The sequence below is a fragment of the Streptomyces sp. NPDC025806 genome (assembly GCF_055558275.1).
Genome location: NZ_JBVHMU010000004.1, coordinates 115521 through 134569 on the forward strand (window position 1 = coordinate 115521; position 19049 = coordinate 134569).

The window sequence follows — 19049 nt, forward strand, 5'->3', positions numbered from 1 at the left end:
TCACACGCCCTCCGGCAGCCTTCTCCGGCCCTCTTTCATGCCGTCGGCAGGGGTCCGCACGCCTCGTCGGCGCCGGCCGCGCCGCCGTCCACAGCCCGCCGGTGTTCGATTACCGGGCTGGTTACGGGAGTTCTCCACAGATCTGCCGGGTTTTTGCGATCCACACCCTGGGGACCGCAAAGTTGTCCAGATCCCATCCACAGGCAGGCCTGGTGACAGATCATCAGTCCAGGTCAGGTGGCTGTGGATTCGTGGACAAAAGATATCCACAGGCTGTGGACAGAGATTTCCTCCACAGACTGTGCATTTCGTTGTCCACCGCCGACCCACAGGATGACAGCGGTTGTGCACAGCGATCAGGAGCTTCTCCACACGGCTGTCCACTGTTCGGCAACCCGACGCGCCTCGTCACCGGGGCGAGTGAAAGGCGTCACACCGATCGCCCTTGTCACCCTGTGGGGAACCCGCCCGAAGCTGGGGACGACTCTGGGGAGAAGTCGCCCCTGCCTGTGCATCACGTGTGCAGAACTTTTCGCCGTCCACAGCGAGGGCGGGTTGTCCACCGGCTCGACCCACAGGCTCGGTGGACAAAAAACCGGGCCTGACCTGCGCAAAGGCAGTTATCCACGGTTTCCACAGCCCCTACTACTACTCCCAACTAGAGAGAGCTGGGAATTCGTTTCGAAGTGGGGGCTGTGCACAACTTGCCGCCGGGACCCCGACCGCGCCTCGACGCGACTTGACCGAGGCGGGCAACGACTGTCAGCGCGGTGCGTCAGACTGGTCCCCGGTGTTCTCCCCAGCTGTGGGCCGAGCGACACCACGTCTGCCGACGCAGACCGCAGACCGATGACGAACGCAGGGCGAGAGCAGCCAGGCAATAGCAGGAGGCGGCTTACGGTGAAGATCCGGGTGGAACGCGACGTACTCGCGGAGGCGGTGGCCTGGGCGGCGCGCAGCCTCCCGGCACGACCGCCTGCGCCCGTCCTCGCGGGCCTTCTGCTGAAGGCCGAGGAGGGCGCACTCAGCCTGTCGAGCTTCGACTACGAGGTCTCGGCACGCGTCTCGGTGGACGCGGAGGTCGATGAGGAAGGCACGGTGCTCGTCTCCGGCCGCCTCCTCGCCGACATCTGCCGCGCCCTCCCCAACCGTCCGGTGGAGATCTCCACAGACGGTGTACGAGCGACCGTGGTCTGTGGGTCCTCGCGATTCACACTCCACACCCTCCCTGTGGAGGAGTACCCGGCGCTGCCGCAGATGCCGACCGCGACGGGCACCGTCCCGGGCGAGATCTTCGCCGCCGCCGCCCAGCAGGTGGCCATCGCCGCCGGCCGCGACGACACGCTGCCCGTCCTCACCGGTGTGCGCATCGAGATCGAGGGCGACACGGTGACCCTGGCGTCCACCGACCGCTACCGCTTCGCGGTGCGCGAGTTCCTGTGGAAGCCGGAGGACCCGGAGGCGTCCGCGGTCGCCTTGGTGCCCGCCAAGACGCTCCTGGACACCGCCAAGGCGCTGACCAGCGGTGACACGGTCACGCTCGCGCTGTCGGGCTCCGGCGCCGGTGAGGGCCTGATCGGCTTCGAGGGCGCCGGCCGTCGCACGACGACCCGGCTGCTCGAAGGCGACCTGCCGAAGTACCGCACGCTGTTCCCGACGGAGTTCAACTCCGTGGCCGTCATCGAGACCGCCCCCTTCGAGGAGGCCGTCAAGCGTGTGGCCCTCGTCGCCGAGCGGAACACCCCGGTGAGGCTCAGCTTCGAGCAGGGCGTGCTCATCCTGGAGGCCGGCTCCAGCGACGACGCACAGGCTGTGGAGCGTCTCGACGCACAGCTGGAGGGCGACGACATCTCGATCGCCTTCAACCCGCAGTTCCTGCTGGACGGCCTGAAGGAGATCAACTCCCCGGTCGCCCAGCTGTCCTTCACGACGTCCACCAAGCCCGCGCTGCTCAGCGGCAAGCCGGCCGTGGACGCCGAGGCGGACGACGCGTACAAGTACCTGATCATGCCGGTGCGGCTGTCGGGCTGAGACGGCTGAGCGGAGGTGGCCGCCCGGGTTCGCCCGCGCGGCTACGTCCACAGGTGTGCACGGGGGTCCGGGTTTAGGCTCGGACCCGGTACGAGCCCCGCGCGACGCGTGCGTGCTCGTACCGGTGCACACCACCTCTCGCCCCGTCGCAACGTAAGGATCACCACTGATGGAGCTCGGTCTCGTCGGCCTCGGCAAGATGGGCGGCAACATGCGCGAGCGCATCCGCCGCGCAGGCCACACCGTCATCGGCTACGACCGCAACCCCGACCTCGCGGACGTCCACAGCCTCGAGGAACTCGTGGGCCGTCTCCAGGGGCCCCGCGTGGTGTGGGTGATGGTCCCGGCCGGTGCCGCGACCCAGTCCACCATCGACGAGCTCGGTGAGCTCCTGCAGCCCGGCGACGTCGTCGTCGACGGTGGGAACTCGCGCTGGACGGACGACGAGAAGCACGCCGAGGAGCTGGCGGCCAAGGGCATCGGCTTCGTCGACTGCGGTGTCTCCGGCGGCGTCTGGGGCCTGGAGAACGGCTACGCGCTCATGTACGGCGGCTCCGCCGAGGACGTCGCGAAGGTCCAGCCGGTCTTCGACGCCCTGAAGCCGGAGGGCGAGTTCGGCTCGGTGCACGCGGGCAAGGTCGGCGCCGGCCACTTCGCCAAGATGGTCCACAACGGCATCGAGTACGCCATGATGCAGGCCTACGCCGAGGGCTGGGAGCTCTTGGAGGCCGTGGACTCGGTGACCGACGTGCGCGAGGTCTTCCGCTCCTGGCAGGAGGGCACGGTCATCCGTTCCTGGCTGCTCGACCTGGCGGTCAACGCCCTGGACGAGGACGAGCACCTCGACAAGCTGCGCGGTTTCGCTCAGGACTCCGGCGAGGGCCGTTGGACCGTGGAAGCCGCCATCGACAACGCGGTGCCGCTGCCCGCGATCACCGCGTCCCTCTTCGCACGCTTCGCCTCGCGCCAGGAGGACTCGCCGCAGATGAAGATGATCGCGGCGCTGCGCAATCAGTTCGGCGGCCACGCCGTCGAGAAGAAGTAGTCCACAGAAGCAGTCGAGAACGTAGTCCACCGCTGTAGACCGGTGCGGCGGCGTCCACAGGTGTGGACGCCGCGACCGAAGCACCTGCAGTAACCGCATCACCGAGCACGTTGGGGGAGGTCGGCCCACGACCATGCACGTCACGCATCTGTCGCTGGCCGACTTCCGCTCGTACGCCCGGGCCGAGGTGGCGCTCGAACCGGGCGTCACCGCGTTCGTGGGGCCCAACGGGCAGGGCAAGACGAACCTGGTCGAGGCTGTCGGCTATCTCGCCAACCTCGGCAGCCACCGCGTCTCCTCCGACGCCCCGCTCGTCCGCATGGGCGCCGAGCGCGCCGTCATCCGGGCGCAGGTGCGTCAGGGCGAGCGCCAGCAGCTGATAGAGCTGGAGCTGAACCCGGGCAAGGCCAACCGCGCCCGTATCAACAGGTCCTCGCAGGTCAGGCCGCGTGACGTGCTCGGCATCGTGCGCACGGTCCTGTTCGCGCCCGAGGACCTCGCGCTCGTCAAGGGCGACCCCGGTGAGCGGCGCCGCTTCCTGGACGAGCTGATCACGGCCCGCTCGCCCCGTATGGCAGGCGTGCGCTCCGACTACGACCGCGTCCTCAAGCAGCGCAACACGCTCCTGAAGTCCGCCGCCCTCGCCCGCCGGCACGGTGGCCGCACCATGGACCTGTCCACGCTCGACGTGTGGGACCAGCACCTCGCGCGCGTCGGCGCGGAGCTGCTCGCCCAGCGTCTCGACCTGATCGCGACGCTGGAGCCGCTGGCCGACAAGGCGTACGAGCAGCTGGCGCCCGGCGGCGGCCCGCTCGCCCTGGAGTACAAGCCGTCCTCGCCCGAACTCGTCGGCCACGCGCGCGAGGAGCTCTACGAGCAGCTGCTCGCCGCCCTGGAAGGCGCCCGCAAGCAGGAGATCGAGCGCGGGGTGACCCTGGTGGGCCCGCACCGCGACGAGCTGCTCCTCAAGCTCGGCCGGCTGCCGGCGAAGGGCTACGCGAGTCACGGCGAGTCCTGGTCGTACGCGCTGGCCCTGCGCCTGGCCTCGTACGACCTGCTGCGGGCGGAGGGGAACGAGCCGGTGCTCGTCCTCGACGACGTGTTCGCGGAGCTCGACGCGCGCCGCAGGGAGCGTCTCGCGGAGCTTGTGGCACCCGGCGAGCAGGTCCTCGTGACGGCCGCCGTCGACGACGACGTGCCGGACGTGCTGACGGGCACCCGGTACGCGGTGTCCGAGGGGACCGTGGAGCGGCTGTGAGCGACCAGACGTCCGGCTCGGAGCAGCCCGGCCCCGAGTCGAAGCCGGCGCCGGAGCCGTCCGGTGTCGACCTCGCGCGCGTGGCCCTGCGCGCCGCGAAAGAGGCCGCACGCGCGCGTGGAGCCTCCGCGCAGCAGAAGAAGCAGGTCCGCCGCGGCGGCGGCCTGCGTTCCGGGGCGCGGGCCGACGGCCGCGACCCGATGGGCCTCGGCGCGGCCATCAACCGGCTGATCACCGAGCGCGGCTGGGAGACCCCGGCCGCGGTGGGCGGTGTCATGGGCCGCTGGCCGCAGATCGTCGGCGACGACCTCGCCAAGCACTGTGTGCCGCAGAAGTACGACGAGGACGAGTGCGTCCTGGTCGTGCAGTGCGATTCGACGGCCTGGGCGACGCAGGTCCGCATGCTGGCTCCGCAGCTGGTCAGAAGGCTGAACGAGGATCTCGGCCACGGCACCGTGCGCCGTATCGACATCAAGAACCCGGGCTCCGGACCTCGTCGCTACGGCCCTCTGCGCGCCCCTGGAAGCACCGGTCACGACGACACCTACGGGTGACAGGTCGGCCACGGTTGCTGGGGGTTGACACCCCGAAGCGCTGAGTGCCGCTGTGAGCCTCTTGGAGCCCCGCTCCGCATAGGGGGAGTCGGCCGAGACCGGTTGAGGGCGGCACATGCGGACTCAGGTACCGGCAAACCCCCATCACTGTCAGTGCTACCGGTACACTGGAGAGCAATCCCGCCCCACTTGTGGGACGCACCGAGCAACGCTGACAGGGCTTACCGAACAAACACGCCGCAGCCGCTCCGGCCACCAACCGGGAGCTTGGCTTGTGCTGTGCCAGAAAGGGCGCTTCGTGGCCGATTCCGGCAACCCCAACGAGAACATCCCGACCACCGACGCTGACGCGCGCGCGAACGTAGGAGCGACAGACGCCTCCTACGACGCGAGCGCGATCACCGTCCTCGAAGGGCTGGACGCGGTCCGCAAGCGACCTGGCATGTACATCGGCTCGACCGGTGAGCGTGGTCTGCACCACATGGTGCAGGAGGTCGTGGACAACTCCGTCGACGAGGCGCTGGCCGGTCACGCGGACACGATCGACGTCACGATCCTTCCCGACGGCGGCGTCCGCGTCATCGACAACGGCCGCGGCATCCCCGTCGGCATCATCCCCTCCGAGGGGAAGCCGGCCGTCGAGGTCGTCCTGACCGTCCTGCACGCGGGCGGCAAGTTCGGCGGCGGCGGCTACGCCGTCTCCGGTGGTCTGCACGGCGTCGGCGTCTCCGTCGTCAACGCGCTGTCCACGCGCGTGTCCGTCGAGATCAGGACCGACGGCCACCGCTGGACGCAGGACTACAAGATGGGCGTCCCGACCGCGCCCCTCGCGCAGCACGAGGCCACCGACGAGACCGGCACCTCGGTCACGTTCTGGGCCGACGGCGACATCTTCGAGACCACCGAGTACTCCTTCGAGACGCTCTCGCGGCGCTTCCAGGAGATGGCCTTCCTCAACAAGGGCCTGACGATCAAGCTCACCGACGAGCGCGAGTCCGCCAAGGCCACGGCCGGCGCGGACGCCAAGGAGGCGACGGACGACACCGCCTTCGAGCCGCGCTCGGTGACGTACCACTACGAAGGCGGCATCGTCGACTTCGTGAAGTACCTCAACTCGCGCAAGGGCGAGCCGGTCCACCCCTCCGTGATCGACATCGAGGCCGAGGACAAGGAAAAGCTCCTGTCCGTCGAGGTCGCGATGCAGTGGAACAGCAGCTACAGCGAGGGCGTCTACTCCTTCGCGAACACGATCCACACGCACGAGGGCGGCACCCACGAAGAGGGCTTCCGCTCCGCGCTGACCGCGCTCATCAACAAGTACGCGCGCGAGAAGAAGCTGCTCCGCGAGAAGGACGACAACCTCACGGGTGACGACATCCGCGAGGGTCTGACCGCGATCATCTCGGTCAAGCTCGGCGAGCCGCAGTTCGAGGGCCAGACGAAGACCAAGCTGGGCAACACCGAGGCGAAGACCTTCGTCCAGAAGGTCGTCCACGAGCACCTGAACGACTGGCTCGACCGGAACCCGAACGAGGCCGCGGACATCATCCGCAAGTCGATCCAGGCGGCCACCGCGCGCGTGGCGGCCCGCAAGGCGCGCGACCTGACCCGCCGCAAGGGCCTGCTCGAGTCCGCCTCGCTGCCGGGCAAGCTCTCCGACTGCCAGTCGAACGACCCCACCAAGTGCGAGATCTTCATCGTCGAGGGTGACTCCGCCGGCGGCTCGGCCAAGTCCGGCCGCAACCCGCAGTACCAGGCCATCCTGCCCATCCGCGGCAAGATCCTGAACGTCGAGAAGGCGCGGATCGACAAGATCCTGCAGAACCAGGAGATCCAGGCGCTGATCTCGGCCTTCGGCACCGGAGTCCACGAGGACTTCGACATCGAGAAGCTGCGCTATCACAAGATCATCCTGATGGCGGACGCCGACGTCGACGGCCAGCACATCAACACGCTGCTGCTGACGTTCCTGTTCCGCTTCATGCGCCCGCTGGTCGAGGCCGGTCACGTCTTCCTGTCGCGCCCGCCGCTCTACAAGATCAAGTGGGGCCGGGACGACTTCGAGTACGCGTACTCGGACCGCGAGCGCGACGCGCTCATCGAGCTGGGCAAGCAGGCCGGCAAGCGCATCCGTGACGACTCGGTCCAGCGCTTCAAGGGTCTCGGCGAGATGAACGCCGAGGAGCTGCGCATCACGACCATGGACCAGGAGCACCGCGTCCTCGGCCAGGTCACGCTCGACGACGCCGCCCAGGCCGACGATCTGTTCTCGGTCCTCATGGGTGAGGACGTCGAGGCGCGCCGCTCGTTCATCCAGCGCAACGCCAAGGACGTCCGCTTCCTCGACATCTGAGTCGGTCTCAGCTGACCGCCGCAGAAAGGATCTTCACCAGCAATGGCCGACGAGAACACTCCCAGCACTCCCGAAGAGGGCCAGGGCGAGGTCGCGATGCGCATCGAGCCCGTCGGGCTCGAGACGGAGATGCAGCGCTCCTACCTCGACTACGCGATGTCCGTCATCGTGTCCCGCGCGCTGCCCGACGTACGTGACGGGCTCAAGCCCGTCCACCGCCGCGTCCTGTACGCCATGTACGACGGCGGCTACCGGCCCGAGAAGGGCTTCTACAAGTGCGCCCGCGTCGTCGGCGACGTCATGGGCAACTACCACCCCCACGGCGACTCCTCGATCTACGACGCCCTGGTGCGCCTCGCCCAGCCGTGGTCGATGCGCATGCCGCTGGTCGACTCCAACGGAAACTTCGGCTCTCCGGGCAACGACCCGGCGGCCGCCATGCGCTACACCGAGTGCAAGATGGCGCCGCTGTCCATGGAGATGGTCCGCGACATCGACGAGGAGACCGTCGACTTCACGGACAACTACGACGGCCGCTCCCAGGAGCCGACCGTCCTGCCGGCCCGCTTCCCGAACCTGCTGATCAACGGCTCCGCCGGTATCGCGGTCGGCATGGCGACCAACATCCCGCCGCACAACCTGCGCGAGGTCGCCGCCGGCGCCCAGTGGTACCTGGAGAACCCGGAGGCCTCCCACGAGGAGCTCCTGGACGCCCTCATCGAGCGCATCAAGGGCCCGGACTTCCCGACCGGCGCCCTCGTGGTGGGCCGCAAGGGCATCGAGGAGGCGTACCGCACGGGCCGCGGCTCCATCACGATGCGCGCGGTCGTCGCCGTCGAGGAGATCCAGAACCGCCAGTGCCTGGTGGTCACCGAGCTGCCCTACCAGGTCAACCCGGACAACCTCGCCCAGAAGATCGCCGACCTCGTCAAGGACGGCAAGATCGGCGGCATCGCCGACGTCCGCGACGAGACGAGCTCCCGTACGGGCCAGCGCCTGGTCATCGTCCTCAAGCGGGACGCGGTCGCCAAGGTCGTGCTGAACAACCTGTACAAGCACACCGACCTGCAGACGAACTTCGGCGCCAACATGCTGGCGCTCGTCGACGGCGTGCCGCGCACCCTCTCCCTGGACGCGTTCATCCGCCACTGGGTGACGCACCAGGTCGAGGTCATCGTCCGCCGGACGAAGTTCCGCCTGCGCAAGGCCGAGGAGCGCGCACACATCCTGCGCGGCCTCCTGAAGGCCCTGGACGCCATCGACGAGGTCATCGCCCTCATCCGGCGCAGCGACACCGTGGACGTGGCGCGAACGGGCCTCATGGACCTCCTGGAGATCGACGAGATCCAGGCCAACGCCATCCTCGAGATGCAGCTGCGCCGACTGGCCGCCCTGGAGCGCCAGAAGATCGTCCAGGAGCACGACGAGCTCCAGGCGAAGATCAACGAGTACAACGCGATCCTGGCCTCGCCCGAGCGGCAGCGCCAGATCATCAGCGAAGAGCTGCAGCAGATCGTCGACAAGTTCGGCGACGACCGCCGCACCAAGCTGGTGCCCTTCGAAGGCGACATGTCCATCGAGGACCTCATCGCCGAGGAAGACATCGTCGTCACCATCTCGCGCGGCGGCTACGTCAAGCGCACCAAGACCGACGACTACCGCTCCCAGAAGCGCGGCGGCAAGGGCGTGCGCGGCACGAAGCTCAAGGAAGACGACATCGTCGACCACTTCTTCGTGTCCACGACGCACCACTGGCTGCTCTTCTTCACCAACAAGGGACGCGTCTACCGCGCGAAGGCCTACGAGCTGCCCGACGCCGGCCGTGACGCACGCGGTCAGCACGTGGCGAACCTGCTGGCCTTCCAGCCGGACGAGGCCATCGCCGAGATCCTCGCGATCCGCGACTACGAAGCGGCGCCGTACCTGGTCCTCGCGACCAAGGCCGGCCTCGTCAAGAAGACGCCTCTGAAGGACTACGACTCGCCCCGTTCCGGTGGTGTCATCGCGATCAACCTGCGCGAGGCCGCGGACGGTTCGGACGACGAGCTGATCGGCGCCGAGCTCGTCTCGTCCGAGGACGACCTGCTGCTCATCAGCAAGAAGGCGCAGTCCATCCGGTTCACCGCGACGGACGACGCGCTGCGCCCGATGGGCCGTGCGACCTCGGGTGTGAAGGGCATGAGTTTCCGCGAGGGCGACGAGCTGCTCTCGATGAATGTCGTCCGGCCGGGTACGTTCGTCTTCACCGCCACCGACGGTGGGTACGCGAAGCGGACCAACGTCGACGAATACCGCGTCCAGGGTCGCGGTGGCCTCGGAATCAAGGCCGCCAAGATCGTGGAGGACCGCGGCTCCCTCGTCGGCGCCCTGGTGGTCGAGGAGACCGACGAGATCCTCGCCATCACGCTGTCCGGCGGTGTGATTCGTACGCGAGTCAACGAGGTCAGGGAGACGGGCCGTGACACCATGGGCGTCCAGCTGATCAACCTGGGCAAGCGCGATGCCGTCGTCGGTATCGCTCGTAATGCCGAGGCCGGTCGCGAGGCCGAGGAAGTCGACGGCGATGTCCCGCAGGACGCGGACGATGTCGTGACCGACGAATCGACCCCGGACGAGACGGCCTCCGGAACGGCGGACGAGGGCGGGCAGCCCTCGGCCGAGTAGCGCGAGGAGTGAGTCATCGTGAGCGGAGCCACGGGCGCGGGCTCTACCGGGACATCCACCGGTACGGAAACCGAGGGCGGCCGTGGCTCCGCTCATGATGCGAAAGACTCGCCCGAGTCTCATGGATCCCAGGGGGGAACTGTGACGGACACCCGAGGTCCGCAGACCCAGAGTTACGCGGACGGCGGCGGCGCCCTGCCCGGGGAGCGTCAGCAGCCCCAGCAGGCCGGCCAGCCGTACCACCCGCCGCAGGCGTATCAGAACGCGCCTGCGGGGGCCGTGCGCCGCCCGCGCACCGGCGCCCGCACGACGCCACGCACGCGTAAGGCGCGGCTGCGGGTCGCCAAGGCCGACCCGTGGTCGGTGATGAAGGTCAGCTTCCTGCTGTCCATCGCGCTCGGCATCTGCACGATCATCGCGGCCGCGGTGCTGTGGATGGTCATGGACGCCATGGGCGTCTTCTCGACGGTCGGCGGCACGATCTCCGAGGCCACGGGCTCCAACGAGTCCAACGGCTTCGACCTGCAGTCGTTCCTGTCGCTCCCGCGCGTGCTGATGTTCACGACCGTCATCGCGGTCATCGACGTCGTCCTGGCGACGGCGCTCGCGACGCTCGGCGCGTTCATCTACAACCTCTCCGCCGGCTTCGTCGGCGGCATCGAGCTCACGCTCGCCGAGGACGAGTGAGCGCGGTTCACGCGTTCGCGTAGCCGCTGGTGGGCGGGCCGGGACTATCGATTTTGGGACTGGCCCCCCTGTGCGCTAATCTTCAGGAGTCAGCGCGCGGGACACACACCGCAGAGCGCGGCGGGGCTATAGCTCAGTTGGTTAGAGCGCATCCCTGATAAGGATGAGGCCACAGGTTCAAATCCTGTTAGCCCCACAGCACGAGGACCCTCAAGCGGAAACGCTTGGGGGTCTTTTGCTGTTCGGGTACGGGCCGGCCCGTACGGTCCGGGCATGCCGAAGGGGCCCTCTCAGCCGGGAGTGATGGCTGGGGCCTCGTCTGTGCGGTGCTGCTCTTCGGTTGTGTGTGGGGCTTTTCGGTTGTGCGGGGCTGTTCCGGCTGACCGGCTCGGGGGCCTGAGTGCGGCACCGTCTGTCTTCCGGCCGTACAGGGGCAGGTTGTCTGGCGGGCACGCGCGCGTGTACGAGCGCTTTGGCTGCTCTGGCAGCTCGGGCTGCTCTGTGCGCGGTCTTGCGGGCCCGTCCCTGGTGGAGCTGGTGGAGCGTGGGCACGGGGCCGTGCTGCCTCGCCGCTGGACGTGCCGGCGGGTTGGTTCTGAGCCTTCTCTACTGCTTCTTCTGTTTCTTCTGAGCTTGCGGTCCTGCGCTACTGCGGTCCTGCAAGTGCTGTGACCGCTGAGAGTGCTGCGTGTAGTTCGCTACGTCGTTCTTTCGCTACTGCTGGTCGTACACGTCGTCGTACAGGTCGTGCTGGTGGTGCTGTTCTTGCTGCGCTTGCTGGTTTTGCGGGTCCTGCTGTTACTTCGGGACCTGCTGTTAGTTCGGGTCCTGCTGTTCCTGCTGTTCCTGCTGTTCCTGCGGGTCTTGCGGGTCGTGCTGTTCTGCGCTGGGTCTGCTGTTCGTGCTGGTCCTGTTGAATTCTCTGTGCCTGCTGGGCTACGGCGCCGGCGGCAGGTCCGGTGTGGCCAGCTCGGCTTCTGCGGCGCGCTGGTCGATGTCGGCCGGCGGGCGGTGGCGGCAGCTGGGGGAGGAACCGTGGGCCTCGGCGCGGATGCGCTGCTTCATCGTCGGTGGCAGTGACCTCTTGACGGCCCAGAAGGGAGCCGCTGCGGCCGCGGGAGCGGGGTCGGCCTGCGGCGCCGGAGCCTGAACCTCCTCCGACTGCTGGACGGGAGTGGCCGCGGCGGCCGGGGAGACGAGACCGAGCGCCGAGAAGAGCGCGATGAAGGCAGAGATGACGATGGTCCACAGCGTCATGACCTTGTTCTTGGTCATGGCCCCTCACTTTCAGGTTGGGCGATTTGCGTACTTTCCCAATGATGTGTACGCGGGGTCCGGAGTGCGGGAGCGACGCCCGTGGCGCGTCGATCTTCAGATGAACACCACTCGGATGGGTGCAAGTGACCAGGTATGGCCGTATTTGAAAAGGATTTCCCGTCCTGGGAGTGATCGACGGGCGATTCGCGGAGCTGCGGACTCCGGATCTACTGCTGTGATCAGGGCGGGAGTTGATGCTGATCCAGGTCACCGATCGGTATCGGTCGGTGTGTATAGTCGGGCGCCAGAGGTCCCCTACGTCAAGGAAAGACGAGGTCGCGCGGTGAAGAAGCTTCTCCTGGTCGCACTGGCCGCCATCGGCGGGCTCCTCGTGTACCGCCAGATCCAGGCGGATCGCGCCGAGCAGGACCTGTGGACGGAGGCGACTGACTCCGTGCCCACGGGTTCGTGAGTCTTCGACAACAGACTCTTCGCAGGCCCCGGTCGCAGCAGCGGCCGGGGCTTTGTGTTGCCCGGAGGAGGTTCGTCCCGTGTTGCGGGCATCGCGCGGCGGCGGTATTCACGGACGTGACGCACCCCCTTGCGTGAGCAAAGTCGTGGGGCTGTGGCGGGATTGCTCCGCTGGGCGGACAGTGCGCGGGTGGGAACGGCAGGATGACCGTCCATGAGGGGACTCATGAAGCGGCCGGGGTTGAAGAGGCCATCGCGACCGTACGAGCGCGGTGGCCGGACGCTGCGGAGTCGGGCGGTCGCGGTGGCCGCCGGGGCCGTTGCGTTCGGGGTCTGCGCGGTACCGGTGGTGCCCGGCGCCGCGGTGGCGGCACCGGCGTCCGAGGCCCCGTACGTCTACGCCCAGGGTGCCCGGCAGATCGGCGCGGCTGCGAACAGCGCTGACGCACCGCGACTCACGGCTGGTGAGAGCTACCGGAGCACGCTCGGCACGGGCGCGAGCGGCATCGCTTATTACCGCGTCGAGCTGGACGGCGCCGCCGACGCGTACGCCTCCGTCGTCGCCGTGCCCCCGATCGGCTCGTCGGTGAAGGTGGCCTACGCCGACGGGATCACCGTCTCGCTTCAGGACACCAAGGGGAATCGCTGCGACTCGGCGCGGGCCGGTTTCCGGTCCGGGGCCTCTCCGCGGCCGATCGCCGCGGCCGCCGGGCGTCTCGTCCGGCCGGGTGGGCTGCGCTGCCAGTCGGCGGGGACGTACTACGTCGTCGTCGAGCGGGCGTCCGAGGCGGCGTCGACGCGGGAGAAGTGGGGGCTGGAGCTGCGGGTCGCCACCGAGCCGGGCCTGGTCACGCCGGGTCCGGGCGCGGGTGCGACGACCTGGCCGTCCGGGTCCCCGCCCGCGGGCGCGGCGTCGGGGGCCGGCCGGCGGCGTGCGGGCGGCACCGGGTTCAACGATGCGAAGGCGCTGGACGACGGCGTGTGGACGGACCGGATCGGGCCGGGGCAGAGCCATTTCTACCGGGTTCCGGTGGACTGGGGGCAGCAGCTCTTCGTCGATGCCGAGCTGGGCAGTTCGGCGGGGGACGCGGGGGGCAGGGGAGCCGTGCCGGGCGCGCTGGAGGTGGAGCTGTTCAATCCGGCCCGGGCGCAGGTCGGGGCGGAGCAGGCCGTGTACGCGGGCGAGCCGACCTCGGCGGGGTTCGACCCGCTGCCTCCTGTCGCCTACGAGAACCGGCGGCTCGTGCCGGACGACCAGGCGGCGATGCGGCTCGCGGGCTGGTACTACCTCGAAGTCACGCTCAACCCGGCGATGGCGCGGAAGTTCGGGGACAAGGCGTCCGACGTGACGCTGAAGGTGAGGGTGGAGGGGGAGTCGGGTCGGGCTCCGGACTATGTGCGGGACCCGGGGGAGTTCCAGGTGACGGCGCAGGATCGGGCGGCGGCGCAGCGGGGGGACGGCGGCGCGCAGTGGGCGGACCTCGGTGTGGGCGGCGGCGGGGCTGGTGCCGGAGGGGAGCGGTCCGGGGGCGGGTCCGCGGGGCCCACGACCGCGGCCGGATCGGGGCGCGGGACCGGCGGCGGAGGCGGCGGAGGCGCCGGGGGCGCAGCGTCTGCCGCTTCGGCGGAGGGTCGGCCGTTGATGCGGGTATGGGGGCTCGCGGGGGTGGGGACGGGCACCGCGCTGGTGCTGTGGATGGGGATCTGGCGGGTGGTCGCGGTGCGGAGAGTGCGCGTACGAGGCTGAGTCCCCGCCGGCTCCCGTCGGAGCTGCTGTTCCCCGTTTCCGGTGACTCCTCTGGGACTCCTCCGCGCCTGCTCACGCCTGGGTCAGGGCCCAGATTCCCACGGCGAAGCAGAGGGCGGCGACGAGGAGGACGGGGATCGCCACGGCAGGGGGAGGGCCCGGTTTGCGTCGTGGAGCCGTTGCCTGGACGTCTCGGGGCTCGGGTCGAGGTCGGGGCGCTGGTTGTGGAACCTCTTGGCCGCGAGCGGTGTACAGAGAGTGACGGCCTTCTTCGTCCGGGACCACGGTGGTCACCGCAGGGGCCGGCTGAGGGGAGCGGTCGTGGAAGGTCTCGGGGTGCGGTGGGGGCGGCGTGGGATCGAGCGGACGGAATCCCGTGCTGTCGGGCGCGGGCTTGGGGTCGGCCTCCGGCTCGGGTTCGGGTTCGGGTTCGGCGGCGCCGAGAGCCGCCCCGACCGACGGGGAAAGCACGGGCATCGGAGGCACCGGTGGTGGAGGTGGCGGGAGCGGCTCGTCGCGGGGCGACGGGGGCGGGAGATGGAAGCTGCCCGTCTCCGACATCAGAGGCCGGCCGGGCTCAGCGCCGACAGCGGACCCGGACCTCGAATCCGGTGCTGGTTGCGGTACGGAGCGCAGGGACGCGGGCTGTTCCGGGAGCGGTGGCGGAACTGGGGGTGGGGGTACGACGAGAGCAGGGGGCATGAGGGGTGCGGCGGGCATCACAGGGGCCGTGGGGGCGGCCGGCGTGGTCGATACGGAGGTGGAGGCCTCGCGCAGGTCATCGGCCGTCTGAGGCCGAACAGGGCTGCCGGTGGCGTTCAGGGGGCGGGCCCTGCGCCCGCGCACGGCCGGCCCGTCGGGGCTGAACCCCGGAGGGAGCGGGCCGAGTTGGTCGAAGACCTCGATGAGCTCATCGTCGGGGCCGGGCTCGGGCAGCAGCTCGGCGGCTGCGAGCAGCGCCTTGCGCGCCCCGGTGGCGGTGCGGAAGCGGGCCTCGGGATCGGGCTGGAGCAGTCCGGCCAGGACGCCCCACAGAGGTCCCGGTACTCCGCGCGGAGCGCTGGGCGTGCCTCGCTCGGCGAAGTGCTCGATCAGGGCCTGGGCGTCGGGCTTGGCCCCTTCGAGGAGGTAGAGGGCGACGAGCCCCACAGCGAAGAGATCCGCGGGGAAGTCCGGTTCGGCACCCAGCGCCTGCTCGGGGGCGAACCAGCCGGGCGTCCCGACCACGTAGTCGGCCTCGGTCAGCCGCGGCTCGCCCTTGCGCATCGCGATGCCGAAGTCCGACAGGCGCAGATGGGGCAGGCCGGTGCCGGTCGCCTCGAGCAGGATATTGGCGGGCTTGATGTCACGGTGGACCACGCCCTCCGCGTGCACGGCGGTGACGCCGGCCAGGAGCTGGTCGAGCAGCAGGCAGACGAACCCGGCCGGCAGAGGGCCGTAGTCGGCGACGAGATGCGCCAGCGAGCCGCCCGCGACCAGATCCATGGTGAACAGGACCTTGTCGTCGTCCGCGGCCCAGCTCGCCGGGGCCAGGACGTGCGGATGGTCGATGCGCAGGGCCTGCTCGCGCACGAAGCGGAGCAGCGTGTGGGCGTCGCTCTGCTGAAGGACCTTGGCCGCGACGTAGCGACGGCGCCGGTGGTCCCAGGCGCGCCAGACCGCGCCCACTCCCCCACGGCCGATCGGGTCGGCCAGTTCGTACCGGCCGGCGAAGACCTCACCCATGGTCGTGCGTCGCTCCCCTCCCGGGGCCGTGCGGGGCACGGGCCCTTCGGACGTCACGTACGGTCCTCCGGTCCGCCGCGCGACCGCCGCCGGGGCGGGTGGTCACGCGGCGGCGGCCGGCGTCGGGCTCGCCCGGGGTCAGCTCTGGTGCGACTGGTAGTGGGCGACCGCGTCGGCGGTGCGTCCGGCGCCGTACACCCGGAGGAACTCTGCCAGTTCCGGGTGGGTGGGGGCGAGGGAGTCGGCCGCCTCGATGATGTCGCCGGCGGCGGACACGGAGCGCAGCAGCGACTGGATCTCACGCACCACGCGCTTCACCGTCGGCGCACCCGAACTGGACGTGGCCTGACTGGCGTTGCTGAGCACCGAACCCCCCTGGGACTTCTTGATCTCTTCCATGCGCTCGGTGGCCTCGACCGCGCTCACGCTGCCGTCCGCGACCTGCCCCGCCAGGTCCTGCAGCAGCTGCACCCGCTGGACCACGGCCGGGTTGCCGATCTTGGCGCGCTGGCCGCTCATCAGCTGGGAGAGCATGGGCGCGGACAGTCCGAGCACGCCCGCGAGACGGGCCTGGTTCAGGCCGAGGTCCTCTATCAGCCGACGGAAGAGCGCCCCCAGCGGCTCCCCGTACCAGTTGCGCTGGAGCTCCCGTGCTCTCGCGGTAGCTTCCTGCTGTGCGGCGTCCATTGCGTCTCCCCATCGCTTCCCCAAGTACGGCGCTTCGCTGCCGCGAAGCACGTGGGGCATCTTACGGAGAGTGGTCGCCCGCCGGGACCCCCAATCCTTTTGCGGTACCCGGGGGGTGACCCGGTACTCTGGTCTGCGATGCCCGCCCGGAGCGCGAATCTTCCGGTGCGGTGCGTTGTTTTCGGGGCCTTAGCTCAGTTGGTAGAGCGCTGTCTTTGCATGGCAGATGTCAGGGGTTCGACTCCCCTAGGCTCCACTTGCACAGACCCCTCTGATCTGCGGAAACGCGATCAGGGGGGTCTTTTTTGTCCCGGTTTTCCGTGCGACGGTGCCGGCGCGGCTGTACGGACGGGCGGCTTCATGAGCCCGGGGGCTCGGGGGCCGGCGGTGTTTGCTGCGCCTGCTGATTCCGCGGTGCCTCCTGTACCTGTACCCGGGCTGAGGGGTGGCCCTCCCGTTCCTGGTGCGGTCATGGCCGGTGGCGGTCGGCGGAAACCGTTGTCCGTGACCCGGCGCAGCCGCGAGGCTCGATCACGTGATCAGCAATCTGGTTGGAGAAGACCTCCGTCCCCCGCTCGTCCGGTCCTTCGCGCAGCTCGCGTCGCTGGATCCGGACCGGCCCGTCGTCACCCTGTTCAGCGGTGGCCTGGACAGCTCGTACCTACTGCTGCGGCTGCGGCGGATGGGCGTCCGCGAGATCCACGCGGTGAGCATCGACATCGGCGAGGACGAGTCCGGCACCTACAAGCGCCAGGTGGCCGAGGCGCTCGGCGCCCGGATCCACATCCTCGACCGGCGGGAGGAGTTCGCCGCCCGGCACGTGGCACCCGCCATCGCCGCACAAGCCGTCTACCTGGGCATCCATCCCGTGAGCTCCAGCCTCAGCCGCCCGCTCATCGCCCAGGCCGCGGTCGACCTCGCCCGCGACATCAGCGCGCAGGCCGTACTGCACACCGCCAACCGCTCGCAGAACACGCTGCGCCGACTCAACGGGGCGCTGGGGTTGCTCGGCTACGAGGGTGCCTTCGGCAGCCCGTACGACCTGGACCCGGTCACCCGGGAGCAGAAGCTGGCCGAGCTGGGCGAAGCGGGCGTCGGGCTGCTGGCCGGGCGCATCGTCAGCGGCGACTCCAATCTGTGGTGCCGGGAGTTCGAGTCGGGCATCCTCGACGATCCCGAGCTGCACGAGGTGCCGGAGGAGATGTACTCCTGGAGCAGGCCCACCGCCGCTCCTGGTGAGACGGAGCGCCTGACCGTGGCGTTCGAGCACGGCCTGCCGGTCGCCGTCGACGGCGTTCCCCTCGGGCTGACCGAGATGATCGACCAGCTGAACCGGCGCGTCGGCGCGTACGGCCTCGGCCGCTACTCGGGCCTTGAGCACCTCGATCACGGCGAGAAGGTCCTGGAGATCCGGGAGATGCCGGCCGCCTGGCTGCTCCTGAACACCTACCGGCACATCGAGAGCGCCTGCCTGGATGCCGAACTCATCCGGGAGAAGCGGCACTTGGAGCAGGTGTGGACCCGGGAGGTCCTGGAGGGCCGCTGGTTCGGCGAACTGCGGCTGTCCGTCCAGGCGTTCATCGACAGCTGCGCCGCCCGCACCACAGGGTCCGTGACCTGGCAGCTGCGCACCGGGGGAGCCGACACCCGGTCCATCAGCGCCCGCAGCCCGCTCTATCTGCGCGACCGCGAGCTGTGGGAGGAGCGCACGATCGCCGCCGAGTCCGCGCCGTTCGCCCCGCAGCCGACGCTGCTCGCCACCGTCTGACCCGGCAGACCGGACCGACGCCACCCCGCACTTCCTCTGGAGCACCTCATGGCCACCGCCATCGCCCATCCCGTCGCCACCCACCCCGTCACCGCCGAGGCCGTCGAGGCCCTGACCGGCCCCGGTGGGCACCTGATCCCCGCCGCCGACTTCTCCGCGCTCGTCGGCGCGGACCCGGCCGAGTGGAACCGTTTCGCCCGACATTGGGACGAGCTGACCCTCGACACGCACATGGCCGACGGCGGCACCTACCGCCACCGCCGCTACGGACAGTTCGACCTCGACCCGGCCACCGCGGAACTCACGCTCCTGCCGCACGGGCCGTACCGCCAGGAGACCGACGTCAACCCGCTCAACGGCGGCGTCGAGCGCATCTTCGACCCGCTGACCGAGTCCTTCGCCACCGACCCGCTGCTGCGCTCGGTCCTGGTCGAGCTCGGCCGGATCTTCAGCGCGGCCGACGGCACCACCGCGTGGAACGTGAAGCTCCACCCGTACCGCATCGCCGCGTCCGCCGACCAGACGGGCCAGCCCGCACCCGAGGGGCGGCACCGCGACGGCGTCACCTTCATCACCTCGCTGATGATCGGCCGAACCAACGTGACCGGAGGCGAGAGCGGTGTGTACACCGACGAGGGCGAGCACCTCATGACCACTACGCTGTCCCGGCCCGGCGACATCCTGCTCGGCGACGACCGCCGCACGCTGCACTCGGTGACCCCGGTACAGCCGAAGGACCCCAGCCTCCCCGCGCACCGCGACGTCCTGGTGATCGCCTACACCGCGCGCTGACGCGTACGCC

14 protein-coding genes and 2 tRNA genes are annotated in these 19049 nt (G+C 69.6%); 13 read left to right on the forward strand and 3 right to left on the reverse strand.

Annotation, left to right across the window (positions count from 1 at the left end; translation table 11 throughout):
* Positions 1 to 900: 900 nt before the first annotated feature.
* The 8 genes from dnaN to ACZ4E1_RS10565 all read left to right on the forward strand — a co-directional run bounded on the left by dnaN (position 901) and on the right by ACZ4E1_RS10565 (position 10788).
* Positions 901 to 2031, forward strand: coding sequence for a DNA polymerase III subunit beta (dnaN, locus tag ACZ4E1_RS10530; RefSeq protein ID WP_188337969.1), 1131 nt, complete (start codon positions 901 to 903; stop codon positions 2029 to 2031).
* A gap of 169 nt (positions 2032 to 2200) precedes the next feature.
* Entirely contained in the window at positions 2201 to 3076 is an 876-nt protein-coding gene (gene gnd, locus ACZ4E1_RS10535) for a phosphogluconate dehydrogenase (NAD(+)-dependent, decarboxylating) (protein WP_467537797.1), read from the forward strand.
* A gap of 133 nt (positions 3077 to 3209) precedes the next feature.
* Complete coding sequence (recF, locus tag ACZ4E1_RS10540; protein ID WP_467537798.1) at positions 3210 to 4334, forward strand: DNA replication/repair protein RecF; 1125 nt, start codon at positions 3210 to 3212, stop codon at positions 4332 to 4334.
* Positions 4331 to 4888 (forward strand): DciA family protein, encoded by a 558-nt coding sequence (locus ACZ4E1_RS10545; RefSeq protein WP_467537799.1) that lies wholly within the window; start codon positions 4331 to 4333, stop codon positions 4886 to 4888. Before recF ends, ACZ4E1_RS10545 begins: the two co-directional genes overlap by 4 nt.
* Before the next feature lie 274 nt (positions 4889 to 5162).
* The gene (gene gyrB / locus ACZ4E1_RS10550) at positions 5163 to 7241 is read left to right on the forward strand and encodes a DNA topoisomerase (ATP-hydrolyzing) subunit B (protein ID WP_467537800.1); all 2079 of its coding nucleotides are present in this window, start codon (positions 5163 to 5165) and stop codon (positions 7239 to 7241) included.
* A 42-nt stretch (positions 7242 to 7283) separates the two neighbouring features.
* Positions 7284 to 9905 (forward strand): DNA gyrase subunit A, encoded by a 2622-nt coding sequence (gene gyrA / locus ACZ4E1_RS10555; protein WP_467537802.1) that lies wholly within the window; start codon positions 7284 to 7286, stop codon positions 9903 to 9905.
* An 18-nt stretch (positions 9906 to 9923) separates the two neighbouring features.
* Positions 9924 to 10592, forward strand: a complete 669-nt coding sequence (locus ACZ4E1_RS10560; protein WP_467537803.1) for a DUF3566 domain-containing protein — start codon at positions 9924 to 9926, stop codon at positions 10590 to 10592.
* A gap of 122 nt (positions 10593 to 10714) precedes the next feature.
* Positions 10715 to 10788: transfer RNA gene (locus tag ACZ4E1_RS10565), tRNA-Ile, on the forward strand.
* Between the two features lie 740 nt (positions 10789 to 11528).
* Here ACZ4E1_RS10565 and ACZ4E1_RS10570 read toward each other — a convergent pair.
* Positions 11529 to 11867, reverse strand: coding sequence for a DUF6344 domain-containing protein (locus ACZ4E1_RS10570; RefSeq protein WP_467537805.1), 339 nt, complete (start codon positions 11865 to 11867; stop codon positions 11529 to 11531).
* Positions 11868 to 12192: 325 nt separating this feature from the next.
* Between ACZ4E1_RS10570 and ACZ4E1_RS10575 the strand changes: the two genes are divergently transcribed.
* Entirely contained in the window at positions 12193 to 12321 is a 129-nt protein-coding gene (locus ACZ4E1_RS10575) for a DLW-39 family protein (RefSeq protein ID WP_003999697.1), read from the forward strand.
* A gap of 303 nt (positions 12322 to 12624) precedes the next feature.
* Positions 12625 to 14067: a hypothetical protein gene (locus ACZ4E1_RS10580; RefSeq protein ID WP_467537807.1), complete on the forward strand. Its 1443-nt coding sequence runs from the start codon at positions 12625 to 12627 to the stop codon at positions 14065 to 14067.
* A gap of 72 nt (positions 14068 to 14139) precedes the next feature.
* Here the strand turns inward: ACZ4E1_RS10580 and ACZ4E1_RS10585 are convergent, their stop codons facing one another.
* On the reverse strand, positions 14140 to 15792 hold the full coding sequence (locus ACZ4E1_RS10585) for a protein kinase domain-containing protein (protein WP_467537809.1): 1653 nt from the start codon (positions 15790 to 15792) through the stop codon (positions 14140 to 14142).
* Positions 15793 to 15930: 138 nt separating this feature from the next.
* On the reverse strand, positions 15931 to 16479 hold the full coding sequence (locus ACZ4E1_RS10590) for a helix-turn-helix domain-containing protein (protein WP_467537811.1): 549 nt from the start codon (positions 16477 to 16479) through the stop codon (positions 15931 to 15933).
* 183 nt (positions 16480 to 16662) lie between these two features.
* Here ACZ4E1_RS10590 and ACZ4E1_RS10595 point away from each other — a divergent pair.
* The 3 genes from ACZ4E1_RS10595 to ACZ4E1_RS10605 all read left to right on the forward strand — a co-directional run bounded on the left by ACZ4E1_RS10595 (position 16663) and on the right by ACZ4E1_RS10605 (position 19039).
* Positions 16663 to 16735, forward strand: a tRNA-Ala gene (locus ACZ4E1_RS10595).
* A gap of 279 nt (positions 16736 to 17014) precedes the next feature.
* Positions 17015 to 18247: an argininosuccinate synthase-related protein gene (locus ACZ4E1_RS10600; protein ID WP_467537813.1), complete on the forward strand. Its 1233-nt coding sequence runs from the start codon at positions 17015 to 17017 to the stop codon at positions 18245 to 18247.
* Between the two features lie 48 nt (positions 18248 to 18295).
* Positions 18296 to 19039 carry a 2OG-Fe dioxygenase family protein gene (locus ACZ4E1_RS10605; protein WP_467537815.1) on the forward strand — a complete coding sequence of 248 codons (744 nt, stop codon included), beginning with the start codon at positions 18296 to 18298 and terminating at the stop codon, positions 19037 to 19039.
* Positions 19040 to 19049 lie beyond the last annotated feature (10 nt).

Coding starts and splice junctions, on each gene's coding strand:
- gnd (WP_467537797.1), top strand. CDS start 2,201: ATGGAGCTCGGTCTCGTCGGCCTCGGCAAGATGGGCGGCAACATGCGC.
- recF (WP_467537798.1), top strand. CDS start 3,210: ATGCACGTCACGCATCTGTCGCTGGCCGACTTCCGCTCGTACGCCCGG.
- gyrA (WP_467537802.1), top strand. CDS start 7,284: ATGGCCGACGAGAACACTCCCAGCACTCCCGAAGAGGGCCAGGGCGAG.
- ACZ4E1_RS10570 (WP_467537805.1), bottom strand. CDS start 11,867: ATGACCAAGAACAAGGTCATGACGCTGTGGACCATCGTCATCTCTGCC.
- ACZ4E1_RS10585 (WP_467537809.1), bottom strand. CDS start 15,792: ATGGGTGAGGTCTTCGCCGGCCGGTACGAACTGGCCGACCCGATCGGC.
- ACZ4E1_RS10590 (WP_467537811.1), bottom strand. CDS start 16,479: ATGGACGCCGCACAGCAGGAAGCTACCGCGAGAGCACGGGAGCTCCAG.
- ACZ4E1_RS10605 (WP_467537815.1), top strand. CDS start 18,296: ATGGCCACCGCCATCGCCCATCCCGTCGCCACCCACCCCGTCACCGCC.